This is a genomic window from Methylophilus sp. Leaf416 (genome assembly GCF_001424665.1).
Classification (GTDB): domain Bacteria; phylum Pseudomonadota; class Gammaproteobacteria; order Burkholderiales; family Methylophilaceae; genus Methylophilus.
On the sequence record NZ_LMQS01000001.1, the window covers coordinates 604,818 to 619,521 of the forward strand.

The following is a 14,704-nucleotide window of genomic DNA, read 5'->3' on the forward strand; positions in this document are numbered from 1 at the left end:
AACGGGTGATGTCCTAAATAGAGAGTGTGCGATTAATTGTCAGTCAAGTCTTACGCACAAATACTCGATTCACCGACTTATCTCCAAACTAATTCTGGATACTATGATTCCCAGGTCGTTGACCGATACTAATCCAAAAAACTAAGGAGACTTACATCATGAATAAAGACATTTTTGAGGGTAACTGGAAACAACTTAAAGGTAAGGTTCAAGAGCAATGGGGCAAGTTGACCAATGACGACCTTGATGTGATCGAAGGTAAACGCGAACAAGTGGTTGGTAAAATCCAGGAACGTTACGGCATCACTAAAGATGAAGCTGAAAAGCAAATCAACACATGGGAAAACGATCACCGCGGATAATCCGTGATTGATTCTCAAAAAAGGACAAGCTCAGCTTGTCCTTTTTTACTATCTAAAACACTAAAACTTCAACACTAACCGGTATTCCTCAATCCAGCCGCAATCCCGTTAATCGTCAGCGGGATTGCCAATTTGAGTTTTTCATCAGTCTCGCCGTTGCGGTAACGTTGAATCATTTCCACCTGCAAGTGATTGAGTGGATCCAGATAAGGCAAACGCTCACGTATAGATTTTGCCAATACCGGCTGGCTGGCAAGCCTTTGCGTGCTTCCAAGTAACAAATTCACTACCTCTGTGGTCAATTTGTGTTCCTGCTCTATACGGCTAAAAATTTCTTCACGCAAAGTGCGGTCAGGCAGCAGGTGTGCGTAATGCCTGGCAACGATGAGGTCGGTTTTGGCTAGCACCATATCCACGTTATTGATCAACGTTTTGAATATAGGCCAGCCAAGCAGCATCTCTCTTAGCAGTGCCAAACGGGATTCTTTATCACTGCCTGGCTGGTGTAGGTATTGATGAATTGCACTACCCAATCCATACCAGCCTGGCAACAATAAACGGCACTGCCCCCATGAAAAGCCCCAGGGGATGGCGCGCAAGTCTTCAATGCGCCGCGTAGATTTGCGCGAGGCCGGGCGGCTGCCTAGATTCAATCCGGCAATCTCCTCAATGGGCGTGGTACTGAAAAAGTATTCGGCAAAGCCCGGTGTTTCATAAACCAGGCTCCGATAAGTGGTCATGGCAGTGGCGGAGAGCGTTTCCATCACACTCTCGAATGCACGCCGTTTAGCCGGCTCCAGCTGATCAGAAGGAAATAAGCTGGCATCAAGTGTCGCGGCAATCAGCGTTTCTAGGTGCTGGCGCCCGACCACCGGGTCTGCATATTTATTGGCAATGATTTCGCCTTGCTCGGTTAACCTGATCTGGCCATCGACCGTGCCTTGCGGCTGCGCCATGATTGCCTGGTAAGTCGGCCCACCGCCACGCCCCACCGTACCGCCGCGCCCATGAAACAAGCGCAGCTTCACTTTAGCCTGCTGGAACAACTCCACCAGTGAAATTTCGGCTTTGTATAACTCCCAGTTAGAAGTCAGGAAACCGCCATCTTTATTACTGTCCGAATAACCAAGCATGACTTCCTGCTCACTGCCCTGATTGCGGATCACGTGCCGAATGCCCAGCAAGCTCAACCATTTGCCCATAATCATAGGGGCGTCGCGCAGGTCGGCAATGGTTTCAAACAGGGGAACGATATTTAAATCTACCTGGATATTCGCCGAACCCCATACGCCACGCAGCAAGCCCGCTTCGCGTTGCAGCAGGGCGACTTCCAGCAGGTCGGACAGTGTTTCAGTATGCGAAATAATATACTGGCGCACGGCGTGGCTGCCAAAGCGTTCCCGCATTTCCCGCACAGCTTCCAACACGCCGATTTCTTTGTGCACCAGCTCGGAATATTGCTGGAAAGGCGAGAACAGCAGCCGTGGCTGTTTCAACTCTTCCAGCAAAATACCTATTTTTTCATCTTCATTGAATCCGGCATAATCAAATTCATAGCCCGCTTTTTGCAATAGCTCGGTGATCACGGCTTCATGTACATCTGAAGACTGGCGTACATCCACGGTCGCCAGATGAAAGCCAAAAGACTCAATCGCTTTCATCAGCTTGCCCAGACGCGGATAGATCAGCGCCTCACCGTGATGTTTGCGTAAAGACTCCGCAATGGTCTGCAAAGGTTGCAGCAACCCTTCGTAACCTTCATATGGTAAAAGATCGCTATCGCTGTCATCTGCCCAATTGCAAGACGGCAGCAAATTTTTTGCAGTCACCAATAAACGGTCATGAATGCCATTCAGTGCCAAGCGATAAGGCTCATCCATGCGATGTGCAGACTGGTCACGCGACGCTTTGGCCAGCGCCAGCACGCCCTCTTCCACCGCGATCAGTCGGGTGGAGACACCTAGCTCACGCTTAAGTTGGGCTAGTTCCTGCAGATAAAAACGCAACACGGTCGCCGCCTGCAAACGCAACGCTTCACGTAAGGTAGTACCATCGACAAACGGATTACCATCCCGGTCGCCCCCGATCCAGCTACCCATGCGTAAAAAAGCTGGCAAGTGATAGTGGTTGCCTGCTGGCAGCAGTGCCTCCAGATCACGTTCCAGATCCTGCAACAGTTCAGGAATGGCATGCAAAAACGTGCTCTCGTAATAGGTCAGTGCATTTTCTATCTCATTCACTACGGTCAATTTTGAAAAACGCAGCATACGGGTTTGCCACAAGGCAGCAACCGCTCCCTGCAGCAGCAAGGTATTACGTGTCAGCTGGCGTTCTGCCATTAAGTGGGCACGCTCTGCCAGCAACTCTACAATGCGGCGCTCAATATCAAGCACGCTTTTACGTTGTACTTCAGTAGGATGCGCTGTCAATACTGGCGACACCAATGCATCATCAAAAAACTGGTGCACAGTATCAAAAGGGACTGCCTGGTCGCGCAACAGTGCCAATGAATGTGCCAGCATTCCTGCCACTGCGATACCTTGGTTAGAATTGGCGATTTGCTGGCCATACAAATCTTCAGCCAGGTTTACCAGATGCTTGTAATAACTCAGCGCGCGGACGACACACACAGTTTGTGCTGGTGTCAGCGCTGCCAGCAATTGCTCCAGCTGTAATGAGGCATTCTGATCGTGCGTGTGGTGGAATTTGGTCGCCGCCTGGCGGATAGAGTCGATCTGTGCAAAAACGGCTGGCCCGTCTACTTCCTGAATGGCCTGGTCAAGCAAATTCCCCAATAGATGGATATTATCTGCCAGTCGCGCTTCTGCCGAAACAGTGCTGCTGGCCTCTGGTTTTTTTATCATGGTGTCTTCTCCCCTAGCTCAGTGATACACTAGCAACAAGCAGGCCACCTCTATATTGGGATTTTCCACTTAAAAATCATAAGCTTAAAAAAATCATGCTACGGATTTTTTTAACTGCATTTAAAAAGTGCACCGATTTGGCCCACATTGAAATAGGCTCAGGGTTACAAGCGGGGATTGAGCACCTTTATTACAATGAATGTGCAAGACAATGAACTATATAACGCATCATGGTCATATTTGATGGATATAAAACAGATGGATGAAAATCGATTGATACAACAATTGCTGAGTATCTGGCAATCCATGGCCCCGCAAGGCGCGTGGGTTCAGGATGGTTTTTTGTTGTTCATGAGTGTGATTGCAGTGGTGATGCTGTTTTTTTCAGGCACAGTGATAGGTCTTTTTGTGCAATCGCTATGGGGAATTTTTGTGACCCATCGTCACGCTGTAGAATCTGAAACTTAGTTAACAATCCTGGTATTACTTCAGGTTAGAAGCCAATAACTGCCTGATGGCCTCCAGTTCACTTTGTACATCATCTGCATAATCCTCATACTTGCGGCCATCGGTTTTCGCATACCAGTATTTACTATTCCAGGTATCCCCTTCGACTTTATGCAACACCGCATGTATCCAGTTTGCCGTGGAGTCACTGTAATCCTGCGCAATCATGTGCGCAGCATCCCAGTCACTGACCTGCGCCAGTTCCACGGCCTCAAGCAAATGCGCTTGGTTAGACATGCTGCGGATACTCGATAGTCCCCTTCTGGATAAATTCGATCTTATAGCCGTCCGGGTCTTCAATAAACGCAATTATAATCGTGCCGTGTTTCATCGGCCCGGCTTCACGTATCACCTTGCCGCCCTGGGCTTTCACCTGTTCACAGGCCTGGTAGGCATCATCCACTTCAATCGCCATATGGCCATAGGCTGCACCCATATCGTAACTAGATTTGCCATAGTTGTAGGTCAATTCCAGCACCGTATTGTTGTATTCGTTGCCATAACCGACGAATGCCAGCGTGAATTCGCCATCCGGGTAATCCTGGGTACGAATTAATTTCATACCCAACACGCCAGTGTAAAAATCGATAGAACGTTGTAAATCGCCAACGCGCAACATGGTATGTAAAATTCGCATCATTACCCCTTATATTATTACTGCTCTCAATATTGATACTTACACACTGGTAATGCGCAAGTACTTTTCCATTAACTGTTCCTGTGTTTCCGGTCGGTCCGGGTCTAGCGGAATACAACTGATTGGGCATACCTGCTGGCATTGCGGCTCTTCAAAATGTCCTACGCATTGCGTGCACAGGTCGGGATTAATTTCATAAATCTCTTCGCCTTGCGATATGGCTTCATTAGGGCACACGGGCTCGCACACATCGCAATTAATGCATTCATCAGTAATAAATAAAGACATACGTAGTATTAAGCCGCCAGCTTTTGTTTGATAGCCGCTTCAACGCCAGGAGAAACAAACTGGTTTACATCACCGCCCAGACGGGCAACTTCTCGCACCAAGCTGGATGAAATAAACATATACTCTTCTGCCGGCGTCATAAACAAGGTTTCCAGTTTTGGGTACAGCTTGCGGTTCATGCCTGCGAGCTGGAATTCGTATTCAAAATCGCTCGCTGCTCGCAAGCCACGAATCACCATTTGCGCGCCCTGTGATTGTACAAATTGCATTAACAGGCCATCAAAACCCACCACCTTGATGTTCTCGCCAGCAAATACCGATTGCGCCAATGCCACACGCTCTTGCAGGCTGAACAGGGTTTGTTTGCTGGTACTGCCAGCCACGGCCACGATGACATCGTCAAAGAGGTTGGCAGCACGGCGCACAATATCTTCATGCCCCATGGTAATCGGGTCAAAAGTACCCGGATAGACTGCAATTCTGGTTTTGCTCATTCACTGATATTCCCGAAAGTCATGCGCACGCTTAGACAGCTGTTGCTGTCGCTGGCGTGATTGCTGGCTGCAGCAGATGGTAATAGACTTGCCCTGCCTTGCCAGACTTGACCACTTGCCAGTCAGAATCAGATTTTAACGCATATTCGGCTTCTACATACAGCCAGCCGTCATTGGACAAATGGGCAGCCAAGTGTGGCAGCAATTTATCCAGCCATTGTTTATGATACGGCGGATCGCAAAAAATAACATCGTATCGTTGCGTGTTTTGCGCCAGGAACTTTAGCGCATCAGCCTGGCGGATATCGGCTTTTGTCGCATCCAGCAATTGCTGATTCTGCACCAAGGCCTGGAATGGCGCTTTGGCGAGTTCCAGCATGGTGACTTTGCTTGCATTGCGGGACAGCGCTTCAAACCCTAGCGCGCCGGTGCCGGCAAATAAATCCAGGCAGGTTTTTCCTGTCAACTCTTGCCCCAGCCAGTTAAACAAGGTTTGACGCACGCGATCAGAGGTAGGACGCAAGCCCTCAGCATCGGGAAATTTTAATACCCGACTACGCCAGACCCCTGCATTTAGACGAACTTGATTCATGAATACTACTCAATTCATTAGCGACCAGGTCAGCATTATAAAGGGGATGCATACAGAAGGCATCGCGTTTAACCCATAAAACGGATCGTGCTATTATTCACAGCAATTAATAAAGGAAATTACATCGAATTTTTATTTGGATTTGGTCTGCTAGGCAGCTTAATAGGGTTAGCGCTAACATTGTTTTGGGTATGGATGCTGGTCGATTGCCTTGCCGATCAGAAAGAAGACAAACTGGTCTGGTTCCTGGTGATTTTCTTCCTTAATCTGGTGGGCGCTGTTTTATATTACTTCCTGGCACGCAAAAAACGTAAGGGTTCAGTACTTTAAAACAATCAAGCCATTATCAAAAAAGCCGACAATTTGTCGGCTTTCCTTTTTCACTCAGCTACTCGGATCCAACAATCACAGTGGCAAAATTCTCAGGATGCAAGCGGCGTTTGAACGCATCATTCACTTGCTGCACAGTTACTTGCGCAACGCGATCATTAAAACTGTCCAGATAGTCCAACGGCAATTTGTAGAAGCCAATAATATTCAAATACTCCAGAATCTTGCCATTGCTGTCGATACGTAACGGGAAACCACCGATCAGGTTATCCTTGGCTGCCTGCAGTTCTTTTTCGGTCACACCTTTATCAATAAACTGCTGTACGGTTTGCTTGACCAGCTGCAATCCTTCTTCCGCCTGCTCTTTCTTGGTTTGCAAGCCGATCTGGAACGGGCCTAACTCTGCCATCGGTAGAAAATAGCTATAAACGCTGTACGCCAGGCCGCGTTTTTCACGTACTTCTTCGGTCAGCCGTGAAACAAAACCGCCACCCCCTAAAATATAGTTACCGACATATAGCGGGAAGAAATCTGCATCACCGCGCTTGTTACCGGGCTGGCCCAACAGAATATGCGCCTGCAAGGCAGGATGCGGTAACTTTTTCACGCTGGCAGTTTTCAGCGCTGGTACTGGCGGCACCGCTGCCACCGCCGGGCCTTGCGGCAAACCTGCACTTAGGCGCTCGGCAATCTGTTTGGCCTGTGCCGCCGTTAAATCACCTATCAATGAAATTACTGCTGACTTGGCTGTGTAATGTGTCTCATAAAACTGGCGCAAGTGCGTCACGGTTAAGGATTGCACCGTATCAATTTCACCGCTCTGGTCGAGACTGTAAGGATGCGTGCCATACAGCGAGCGCATAAACGCTTTTTGCGCGATGCTGTCAGGCTCGGTTTCGGCTTCCTGCAAGCCCGCAACAATCCGCGCCTGTTCACGCTTCAATACCGCCTCGGGAAAATCGGGTTTGTGCAACACAAAACTAAAGGCTTCTAGCGCAACGGCTTGCTCACTGGTCAGTGTACGTAACTTGAATCCGGCACGGTCCGCATCAAAGTTACCACCAAGCACAGCGCCAATATCGGCAAAACGGTTGGTCAGGGTTTCTTCATCCAGCCCGCCAGCGACGAGTGCCATCAGGTGTTGTGTCACTCCCGCAGCGCCTGAAGTTTCCGGCGAATCGTGCGCGCTGCCTGCCGGGAAATTGACGCTGATATCCATCATAGGCAAAGCATGGTTTTCAACAAAATAGACCTCACTGCCCTGTGCGGTGGTCCAGTGCTGAATGTTCAAACCAGCCAGCACATTGATGGCATGGCTTTGCAGCAACAATGCCAGCAGCGTGATTTTTAAATACTTAAAAGCTTTCATTCTGTTTCCTACACAACGTGTGTTACGCGATTTCCGTTACGGATTTAAATTTATTGCCAGCTTTAATGCTGGTGTGGTCGCCCGGCCGGTTTGGCATTCGGGTCCATCGGTTGCGGATCCAGCGTAACCAGGGTCATCTGGTCCGGGACCAGGTATTTCCTGGCTACCGTCTGCACCTGTTCGGAGGTCACTGCCTGTACGCGTGCTGCGTTTTTTTCCAGCAGGCTCAATGGATAACCCATGGTTTCCAGTTGGCCGATCTGCATCGCCTGGTAAAACATCGAATCCCGTTTATAGACATCTGCGGCAATCACGGCGGCTTTTACCCTGTGCAACTCGGCAGCCGTAACACCCTTGTTTTTTACTTCTTCCACCAGCTCCCAAATGGCTTTTTGCAGTGCCTCCAGCGCGACGCCTTCACTGGGTGAAGCGGCAATCTCAAACATCGACTCCTGGCCACGGTTGGTACCGTCATAACCACTATCTACATCCAGCGCAATCGCCTGCTCACGGACCAGTTTCTGGTTGAGTCGCGATGCATCATTGCCACTTAAAATACTGGATAACACTTCCAGCGCGTATGGCTCCCAATCCTGCTCATTGTAAGCAGACCCGTTTTTCATGGCTGGCGCGTGAAAGCCCATCGTAAAATAAGGTAACTTGGCCGGTGCCTTGACAATCGCACGCCGCTCACCCAGCTGTGCGGGTTCCACCTGGGGTTTACGCACAGGCAACGGTTTGGCCGCCAGCTTGCCGAACGTGTCTTGCGCCAGCTTGAATACTTCTTTGGCATTGACATCCCCGACCACCACGACGGTGACATTGTTGGGTGTGTACCAGGTGTTGTACCAGTCACGAGCATCTTGTGCCGTCATGTTGTCGAGGTCGTTCATAAACCCCACCACCGGGCGGCCATAAGGATGCGCACGATAAGATGATGCTTCAAACTGTTCATTGACACGCGACTGGGGTTTATCTTCTGTACGCCAGCGACGCTCCTCCTTGACCACTTCAATTTCCTTGGCAAATTCGGCATCGGTAATCTGCAGATTGGCCATACGATCAGCTTCCAGCTTGAAGGATAATGGCAGTTTTGATTTTTCCAGCTGCTGGAAATAACAGGTGTAATCCTTGCTGGTAAACGCATTTTCCTTACCGCCTGCGGCTGCCACCTGGCGTGAAAACTGTCCGGCCGGGACTTTTTTCGTGCCCTTGAACATCATGTGTTCCAGCACATGGGCAACCCCTGTTTTGCCATTGACCTCGTCCAGCGAGCCGGCGCGGTACCATACTTGTGAAACCACCACCGGCGCCCGGTGGTCTTCCTGCACAATCACCTTGAGGCCATTTTTCAAGGTGGTTTGCACAATTTCGGCCGCTTGCAAGTGACTGGCACTTAATAACGTAGCCAGAATCAAGATTGCCTGATTACGCATGGGAAAACTTTTTGTCATGGATGAAATCACTATAGAAACAGGTTTTAAAAGCAGAGGTGTGACCGAATGCTTGACTACTAAGTTCGCCAGACTATAACGTTATCTGTACAACACATATATTCCAGAACGCCTTTGCCGTGGCGGTAAAGCGCGATTCGGCATAAAATAACCATATTACCGAGTTTTAAGCTGCCATGTTCAATCCCTTTGCCAAAAAAACCGAGTCTTCTGCCCCTCCTCCTGAAGAAACTACCAGCCTGAGCTGGGCACAACGCCTCAAAAATGGCCTGGCGAAAACCCGCCTGCAGCTGGGCGGTCAACTAAGCGCCTTATTCGGTGGCGGCAAGATAGATGAAGACATTTATGAGGAACTGGAAACTATCCTGTTGACCTCGGATGTCGGTATCAATGCCACACAGCATTTGCTAGAGCAGCTACGCGCCCGCGTCAAACGGCAAGAATTACAAGACACCATTGCACTAAAGCAGGCACTGAAAGAAACGCTTTCTGACCTGCTCTCTCCGTTACAAGTGCCGCTGGATGTCAGCGGCCACCAGCCTTATGTGATGATGATGGTAGGCGTCAATGGTGCCGGTAAAACCACCACCATAGGCAAACTGGCAAAATACCTGCAGGCGCAAGGGCATAGCGTTTTGATCGCAGCCGGTGATACTTTTCGTGCTGCGGCACGTGAACAATTGCAGGTGTGGGGAGAGCGTAACGATGTACATGTGATTGCCTCGGAAAGTGGCGACCCTGCCGCAGTGATTTATGATGCAGTCAACTCGGCTATTGCCAGGAAAATAGATGTGGTGATTGCCGACACCGCTGGCCGTTTGCCGACACAGTTGCACCTGATGGATGAGATCAAGAAAGTCCAGCGCGTGATTGACAAGGCATTGCCAGGGGCACCGCATGAAATCCTGCTGGTGCTGGATGCCAACACAGGCCAGAACGCGGTTAACCAACTGAAAGCCTTTAACGATGCGCTTGGCGTCACCGGCCTGGCACTAACCAAACTGGACGGCACTGCCAAAGGCGGCGTGATTGCAGCGATTGCGCATTTGAGCCAGCAATCTGCACATAGCACCCCCGTACGTTTTATCGGTGTCGGCGAAAGTATTGATGACTTGCGTCCCTTTGACGCCAATGACTTTATTGATGCCCTGATTGATTAGACGTGACACTCTTTAACTATCCATTGTTAAACCAGAATGTTAAAACCAGATTATCAAAAACATGATTGCATTTAACAACGTCAGCATGCGTTACCCGAATAGCGCGCACCTGTTCCGCCAGGTCAGTTTCAACATAGAAAAAGGTGACTTTGTGCTGATCACCGGCCAGTCCGGCGCCGGGAAAAGCACTTTGCTCAAACTGATGGCAGGCATAGAAGCGCCCTCCGGCGGCCATATCCTGATCAACGAACAGGATATCAGCCAGTTGCATCAAAACGCCATTCCCTACCTGCGCCGCCGTTTTGGGCTGGTGTTCCAGGATCACAAACTACTTTATGACCGTAACAGCTTTGAAAATGTCGCCCTCCCACTAAGCATACAGGGCATTACCGGCGAAGAAGCTGCCCGCCGTGTGCGTGCTGCATTGGACAAAGTAGGCTTGCTAAACAAAGAAAAAGCCATGCCTATCACCTTGTCTGGCGGCGAACAACAGCGGCTGGCCATTGCACGGGCGGTAGTGAGCCGTCCCTCAATCGTTATTGCCGATGAACCTACAGGCGGCCTGGACAGGGTCGCTTCGCTGGAAATCATGCAACTGCTGAAAGCCTTTAATGATGTCGGCGTCACCGTTGTCATCGCCATGCATGATGTGGCGCAAGTGAGCACCATCGCCTATAGAACCTTGCATATAGACCAGCAGACAATCACGGCGATGCCAGCCCAGGTGGGTATGCTATGAAAAACTGGCTCAATCAACATACGCTTGCGATTAAATTGGTTATGCAGAGGCTGAAGTCGCACTGGCTGAACACCCTGACCATTTGCCTAGTGATCGGTATTACTGTCACCTTGCCAGGCTTGTTGTTCGTCGGCGTGGACAATCTGCAAGACGCCTCGCGCTCCATCAAGCAGGACGCGCAGATGAGTGCATTCCTCAAACCTGCGCTGAACGGCAATGTCATACAGCGTTTAATTAATGATGTGCAGGAATTACCCCAGGTAAAAGAAGTACGCTTTGTCTCCAAGGAAGACGCGATAAAACAGCTGGGGGAACAATTCCTGCAAAAAGACCTGCTTGCAGATTTGCCGCAGAACCCGTTACCGGATGCTTTGTTTATCACCTTGGCCGACACAAACCCGATTACAGCCAAATCGGTGCAGGATATCCTGCAAAAACGGGCAGAAGTGGAAGAACTAGTCATCGATAGCGTCTGGATGGAACGCCTGAACTCCATGCTGGTGCTTGGTAAACGCATTGCGCTGATCTTTGCCAGCCTGCTGGGGATCGCCATGATCACAGTCATCAGCAATACGGTACGCATGCAGGTGCTGACACATGAAGCCGAGATTGAAGTGAGCCGGTTGATTGGCGCGACACACAGTTTTATCCGCCGCCCGTTTTTATATATGGGTAGTGTGTATGGCTTGGGTGGTGGTCTGATTGCGGTTGGCTTGTTGTTTGCGATCGTCTGGAACCTCAAACAGCCAGTGCAGCTGCTGGCAAATAATTACCAGAGTAATTTCCAGTTGGTGTTTCATCTGGTGAATATTGGCGGATTGATTTTATTGGCTTCGACGTTGATAGGCTGGATCGCGGCGTTTATTGCTTTGACGCAGAAACGTTAAGCGACCTCGCTGGGGAGACTGCTGGCGGATACTGGATCCATCTTACTCAATAACAGTTCGGCATACGGGCGTTGGCCGAAACCCAGGTAGTGTTCATATAGAGCTTGGAACAACAATGAGAGAATGTTTCACTTTCTGTGAAATTCTAATCGTTATTTCTTTAGAACTTCTATTAAGCACGACCTTAGCTCTTTTATCGTAACCAAACCAAATATTACTCTCGCCTGGATTCTCCCTTGCAGGGCGCGCTGGCTTCTGCATAAGCCAGCCGTTACGTAGGTGACCTAAATTACTGCGAAACGTAATTTGGCCCGCTGCCACCCTCTGGTGGTACCCACGTAATATTCTGCGTAGGGTCTTTGATATCGCAAGTTTTGCAATGAATGCAGTTTTGCGCATTAATCTGCAACACTTGCGTCCCTTCCTGCTCAATAAACTCATACACCCCCGCCGGACAATACCGCTGTTCCGGGCCCGCATACTTCGGCAGATTAACCCGCTCGGGAATATCCTTCACCGTCAATTTTAAATGGCATGGCTGCTGGTCATCATGCCCGATATTGCACAGGCTAACCGAGCTCAGCTTATCAAAAGTCAGTACACCATCTGGCTTAGCATACTCAGGCTGCCGACTATTTTTGGCTTCATCCAGCGTGGAATGATCAGCAGTGGTGTGTTTCAAAGTCCAGGGCAAAGTAATACCGAAGCCGGACAACCACATTTCCGCACCACCCAGCACAGTGCCTACCCACGTGCCCCAACGCGACAAGTAAGGTTTCACGTTGCGCACAGCAGTTAAATCCTGCCATACCCACGATGCCCGCAGCTTTTGCGGATAACTGGTCAATATTTCCGGTGCGCCCTGCTGAATGGCGTCAAACACCGATTCTGCCGCCAGCATGCCGGATTTCATTGCGTAGTGGCTACCCTTGATCTTGGGCACATTTACCAGGCCAGCGCTGCATCCCAGCAATGCACCACCAGGAAATGCCAACTCTGGCAATGCCTGTATGCCGCCTTCTGAAATAGCACGTGCGCCGTAACTGATTCGTTGCCCGCCTTCCAGCAATGCTTTCAGTTTCGGGTGGGTTTTATAGGTCTGGAAAATATCAAATAAAGACAGGTACGGATTGCTGTAATCCAGGTGCACCACATAGCCGACTGACACCTGGTTTTCACCATGATGATAGATAAAGCCACCGCCACCGGTATTAGCATCCAGCGGCCAGCCTAACGTATGCTCAATCTGGCCTTTCTGATGCAGGTCCGGTTTGATGCGCCAGATTTCTTTGAAGCCCAAGCCGTATTTGGCCGGACTGGAAGCCGCGCGTAAACCATAACGTGCTTCAAGCTGTTTGGTCAGCGAACCACGTGTGCCTTCGGCCACCAAGGTATATTTGGCACGGATCTCGATCCCAGGCGTGTAATTTCCAGTGGGATTGCCTTGTTTATCCAGGCCCATATCACCGGTAATCACGCCTACCATGCGGCCGGCGTCATCATAACTTGGCGTTTGTGCAGAAAAGCCTGTGTAGATTTCCACACCCAATTCTTCCGCTTGCGTAGCCAGCCAGCGGCAAACTTCACCCAGGCTGACAATATAGTTGCCGTGATTGCGCATCAGCGGCGGCAACGTCCAATCGGGCAATGCCCAGTCTTTTTCCTTACCCAGCACGACAAAAGTATCTTTACCCACCGGCGTATTCAAAGGTGCGCCCAAAGCTTGCCAGTCTGGCAATAGCTCCTGCAAGGCCCTGGGGTCCAGCACTGCGCCGGAGAAGATATGACTGCCGACTTCGGCACCCTTTTCCAGAATACAAACACTCAGTTCCTGACCTTGCGTCTGTGCTAATTGCTTGAGACGGATGGCGGCTGATAATCCTGCCGGGCCAGCCCCGACAATCAGCACATCATATTCCATTACATCTCTTTCCATGCTTCCTCCAACATTCAGGTTCCCGCCATTAGGCAATTGCCGGGATATCAATTAAATCGCTACGCGTCGCCCCTTGGGTGAACGCCTGGCAAAACGCCAGGAACTGGCGGATACCGCCGGTCTGGTACTTTTGTCTATGCCATAAAAAATAAAAATTTCGGTGAAACTGCAAACTATGGTTTTCGATCGGCACCAGGCTGCCGCGCCGGAATGCATCTTTAAGTGCCAGCCTGGAAATACAGCCTATGCCCAGCCCCGACTCCACCGCACGCTTGATGGCCTCGGTATGTTCCAGCTCCAGCGTGATATTGAGCCTGGAATAATCCTGGCTGAATGCGCGGTCAAATGTCTCACGCGTACCAGAGCCTTTTTCACGCACTATCCACGGTTGCAACAGCAAGTCAGACTTATAGATGGTTTTACCTGTCTGCGCTAATAGCGCCAAGGGATGCGAAGGTGCGGCAAAAATGACCAGCTCATCTGCAATCCAGGGCGCTACAGCAATATCCGGATGATTACACTCGCCCTCTATCATACCCAAATCCAGTGTATGATTCGCAATTTGCTCAACGATGGTACGGGTATTTTGCACTTGTAGCTGGATGTGGCTTTGGGGATATTGCTGCAGGAATTTGGCAACCAGCAAGGTGACCAGGTAATTGCCGACGGTGAGTGTAGCGCCTATTTTCAAATGCCCATAGCCTTGCTGGCCATGCAGCATGCGTTCGATTTCACGGGCGCGGTCCAGCAACTCGACGGCTTTAGGCAGTAATTGTTGCCCGGATTCATTGATACGCAGGCTTTTACCGACGCGGTCAAACAACTGGATTTCAAATTGCTTTTCCAGCTCGATCAAGGCGGTGCTGGCAGCGGATTGAGACAGGGCCAGTTGCTCACAGGCACGGGAGACACTGCCAGCCCGGCTGATGGCGACGAAAATCTCTAATTGCCTGAGGGTGTATTTCATTAAGTAAAAGGATTATGCGAGATTTACGTCGCATCAATATCAATCTATAAAATAGATATATATTATTATAATAATCAATTTAATAAATATTACAAGCTAGCTTAAAATGCTCGGCTAC

The 14,704-nt window shown here is 49.9% G+C and carries 16 protein-coding genes; 6 read left to right on the plus strand and 10 right to left on the minus strand.

What is annotated here, in order from left to right; translation table 11 throughout:
* The first annotated feature begins 158 nt into the window (after nucleotides 1–158).
* Nucleotides 159–362, plus strand: coding sequence for a CsbD family protein (locus tag ASG34_RS02900; protein WP_055826253.1), 204 nt, complete (start codon nucleotides 159–161; stop codon nucleotides 360–362).
* Between the two features lie 74 nt (nucleotides 363–436).
* Here ASG34_RS02900 and ppc read toward each other — a convergent pair whose 3' ends face one another.
* Nucleotides 437–3,226 (minus strand): phosphoenolpyruvate carboxylase, encoded by a 2,790-nt coding sequence (ppc, locus tag ASG34_RS02905; RefSeq protein ID WP_055826255.1) that lies wholly within the window; start codon nucleotides 3,224–3,226, stop codon nucleotides 437–439.
* A gap of 243 nt (nucleotides 3,227–3,469) precedes the next feature.
* Between ppc and ASG34_RS02910 the strand changes: the two genes are divergently transcribed.
* Nucleotides 3,470–3,694, plus strand: coding sequence for a hypothetical protein (locus ASG34_RS02910; protein ID WP_229007732.1), 225 nt, complete (start codon nucleotides 3,470–3,472; stop codon nucleotides 3,692–3,694).
* A 15-nt stretch (nucleotides 3,695–3,709) separates the two neighbouring features.
* On the opposite strand, the gene ASG34_RS02915 is transcribed toward ASG34_RS02910, so the two are convergent.
* Genes ASG34_RS02915 through rsmD form a run of 5 tightly spaced genes read right to left on the minus strand, consistent with a single transcriptional unit; the run spans nucleotide 3,710 to nucleotide 5,744 of the window.
* Complete coding sequence (locus ASG34_RS02915) at nucleotides 3,710–3,970, minus strand: hypothetical protein (protein WP_055826257.1); 261 nt, start codon at nucleotides 3,968–3,970, stop codon at nucleotides 3,710–3,712.
* On the minus strand, nucleotides 3,963–4,370 hold the full coding sequence (gloA, locus tag ASG34_RS02920; RefSeq protein ID WP_055826258.1) for a lactoylglutathione lyase: 408 nt from the start codon (nucleotides 4,368–4,370) through the stop codon (nucleotides 3,963–3,965). Before gloA ends, ASG34_RS02915 begins: the two co-directional genes overlap by 8 nt.
* Nucleotides 4,371–4,409: 39 nt before the next feature.
* Complete coding sequence (locus ASG34_RS02925; RefSeq protein ID WP_055826260.1) at nucleotides 4,410–4,658, minus strand: YfhL family 4Fe-4S dicluster ferredoxin; 249 nt, start codon at nucleotides 4,656–4,658, stop codon at nucleotides 4,410–4,412.
* 8 nt (nucleotides 4,659–4,666) lie between these two features.
* Nucleotides 4,667–5,152, minus strand: a complete 486-nt coding sequence (gene coaD / locus ASG34_RS02930) for a pantetheine-phosphate adenylyltransferase (protein WP_055826263.1) — start codon at nucleotides 5,150–5,152, stop codon at nucleotides 4,667–4,669.
* A gap of 31 nt (nucleotides 5,153–5,183) precedes the next feature.
* Entirely contained in the window at nucleotides 5,184–5,744 is a 561-nt protein-coding gene (gene rsmD, locus ASG34_RS02935) for a 16S rRNA (guanine(966)-N(2))-methyltransferase RsmD (protein ID WP_055826264.1), read from the minus strand.
* A 180-nt stretch (nucleotides 5,745–5,924) separates the two neighbouring features.
* Between rsmD and ASG34_RS02940 the strand changes: the two genes are divergently transcribed.
* Nucleotides 5,925–6,074, plus strand: coding sequence for a PLDc N-terminal domain-containing protein (locus ASG34_RS02940; protein ID WP_235559642.1), 150 nt, complete (start codon nucleotides 5,925–5,927; stop codon nucleotides 6,072–6,074).
* A gap of 58 nt (nucleotides 6,075–6,132) precedes the next feature.
* Here ASG34_RS02940 and ASG34_RS02945 read toward each other — a convergent pair whose 3' ends face one another.
* Both ASG34_RS02945 and ASG34_RS02950 read right to left on the minus strand, forming a co-directional pair.
* Nucleotides 6,133–7,443 carry a M16 family metallopeptidase gene (locus tag ASG34_RS02945; protein WP_055826267.1) on the minus strand — a complete coding sequence of 437 codons (1,311 nt, stop codon included), beginning with the start codon at nucleotides 7,441–7,443 and terminating at the stop codon, nucleotides 6,133–6,135.
* Nucleotides 7,444–7,505: 62 nt separating this feature from the next.
* Nucleotides 7,506–8,897, minus strand: coding sequence for a M16 family metallopeptidase (locus tag ASG34_RS02950; protein WP_055826269.1), 1,392 nt, complete (start codon nucleotides 8,895–8,897; stop codon nucleotides 7,506–7,508).
* Nucleotides 8,898–9,073: 176 nt separating this feature from the next.
* Here ASG34_RS02950 and ftsY point away from each other — a divergent pair, with 176 nt between their 5' ends.
* The 3 genes from ftsY (at nucleotide 9,074) to ftsX (ending at nucleotide 11,683) form a co-directional block, all read left to right on the plus strand.
* A complete protein-coding gene (ftsY, locus tag ASG34_RS02955; RefSeq protein WP_055826271.1) occupies nucleotides 9,074–10,057 on the plus strand; it encodes a signal recognition particle-docking protein FtsY in 984 nt (327 codons plus the stop codon).
* A gap of 61 nt (nucleotides 10,058–10,118) precedes the next feature.
* Nucleotides 10,119–10,796, plus strand: a complete 678-nt coding sequence (gene ftsE, locus ASG34_RS02960) for a cell division ATP-binding protein FtsE (protein ID WP_055826274.1) — start codon at nucleotides 10,119–10,121, stop codon at nucleotides 10,794–10,796.
* Entirely contained in the window at nucleotides 10,793–11,683 is an 891-nt protein-coding gene (ftsX, locus tag ASG34_RS02965; protein WP_055826276.1) for a permease-like cell division protein FtsX, read from the plus strand. The genes ftsE and ftsX overlap by 4 nt, the downstream gene beginning before the upstream one ends.
* 289 nt (nucleotides 11,684–11,972) lie before the next feature.
* Here ftsX and ASG34_RS02970 read toward each other — a convergent pair whose 3' ends face one another.
* Nucleotides 11,973–13,619: an electron transfer flavoprotein-ubiquinone oxidoreductase gene (locus ASG34_RS02970; RefSeq protein WP_055826278.1), complete on the minus strand. Its 1,647-nt coding sequence runs from the start codon at nucleotides 13,617–13,619 to the stop codon at nucleotides 11,973–11,975.
* Between the two features lie 28 nt (nucleotides 13,620–13,647).
* Nucleotides 13,648–14,586, minus strand: a complete 939-nt coding sequence (locus ASG34_RS02975; RefSeq protein WP_055826279.1) for a LysR family transcriptional regulator — start codon at nucleotides 14,584–14,586, stop codon at nucleotides 13,648–13,650.
* Nucleotides 14,587–14,704 lie beyond the last annotated feature (118 nt).

Excerpts from the sequence above, each read along its gene's own strand:
- ASG34_RS02950 (WP_055826269.1), bottom strand. The coding sequence starts at position 8,897 with ATGACAAAAAGTTTTCCCATGCGTAATCAGGCAATCTTGATTCTGGCT.
- ftsE (WP_055826274.1), top strand. The coding sequence starts at position 10,119 with ATGATTGCATTTAACAACGTCAGCATGCGTTACCCGAATAGCGCGCAC.
- ftsX (WP_055826276.1), top strand. The coding sequence starts at position 10,793 with ATGAAAAACTGGCTCAATCAACATACGCTTGCGATTAAATTGGTTATG.
- rsmD (WP_055826264.1), bottom strand. The coding sequence starts at position 5,744 with ATGAATCAAGTTCGTCTAAATGCAGGGGTCTGGCGTAGTCGGGTATTA.
- ASG34_RS02945 (WP_055826267.1), bottom strand. The coding sequence starts at position 7,443 with ATGAAAGCTTTTAAGTATTTAAAAATCACGCTGCTGGCATTGTTGCTG.
- ASG34_RS02970 (WP_055826278.1), bottom strand. The coding sequence starts at position 13,619 with ATGGAAAGAGATGTAATGGAATATGATGTGCTGATTGTCGGGGCTGGC.
- ftsY (WP_055826271.1), top strand. The coding sequence starts at position 9,074 with ATGTTCAATCCCTTTGCCAAAAAAACCGAGTCTTCTGCCCCTCCTCCT.
- ASG34_RS02915 (WP_055826257.1), bottom strand. The coding sequence starts at position 3,970 with ATGTCTAACCAAGCGCATTTGCTTGAGGCCGTGGAACTGGCGCAGGTC.
- ASG34_RS02975 (WP_055826279.1), bottom strand. The coding sequence starts at position 14,586 with ATGAAATACACCCTCAGGCAATTAGAGATTTTCGTCGCCATCAGCCGG.
- coaD (WP_055826263.1), bottom strand. The coding sequence starts at position 5,152 with ATGAGCAAAACCAGAATTGCAGTCTATCCGGGTACTTTTGACCCGATT.
- ASG34_RS02900 (WP_055826253.1), top strand. The coding sequence starts at position 159 with ATGAATAAAGACATTTTTGAGGGTAACTGGAAACAACTTAAAGGTAAG.
- ASG34_RS02910 (WP_229007732.1), top strand. The coding sequence starts at position 3,470 with ATGGATATAAAACAGATGGATGAAAATCGATTGATACAACAATTGCTG.
- ppc (WP_055826255.1), bottom strand. The coding sequence starts at position 3,226 with ATGATAAAAAAACCAGAGGCCAGCAGCACTGTTTCGGCAGAAGCGCGA.
- gloA (WP_055826258.1), bottom strand. The coding sequence starts at position 4,370 with ATGCGAATTTTACATACCATGTTGCGCGTTGGCGATTTACAACGTTCT.
- ASG34_RS02925 (WP_055826260.1), bottom strand. The coding sequence starts at position 4,658 with ATGTCTTTATTTATTACTGATGAATGCATTAATTGCGATGTGTGCGAG.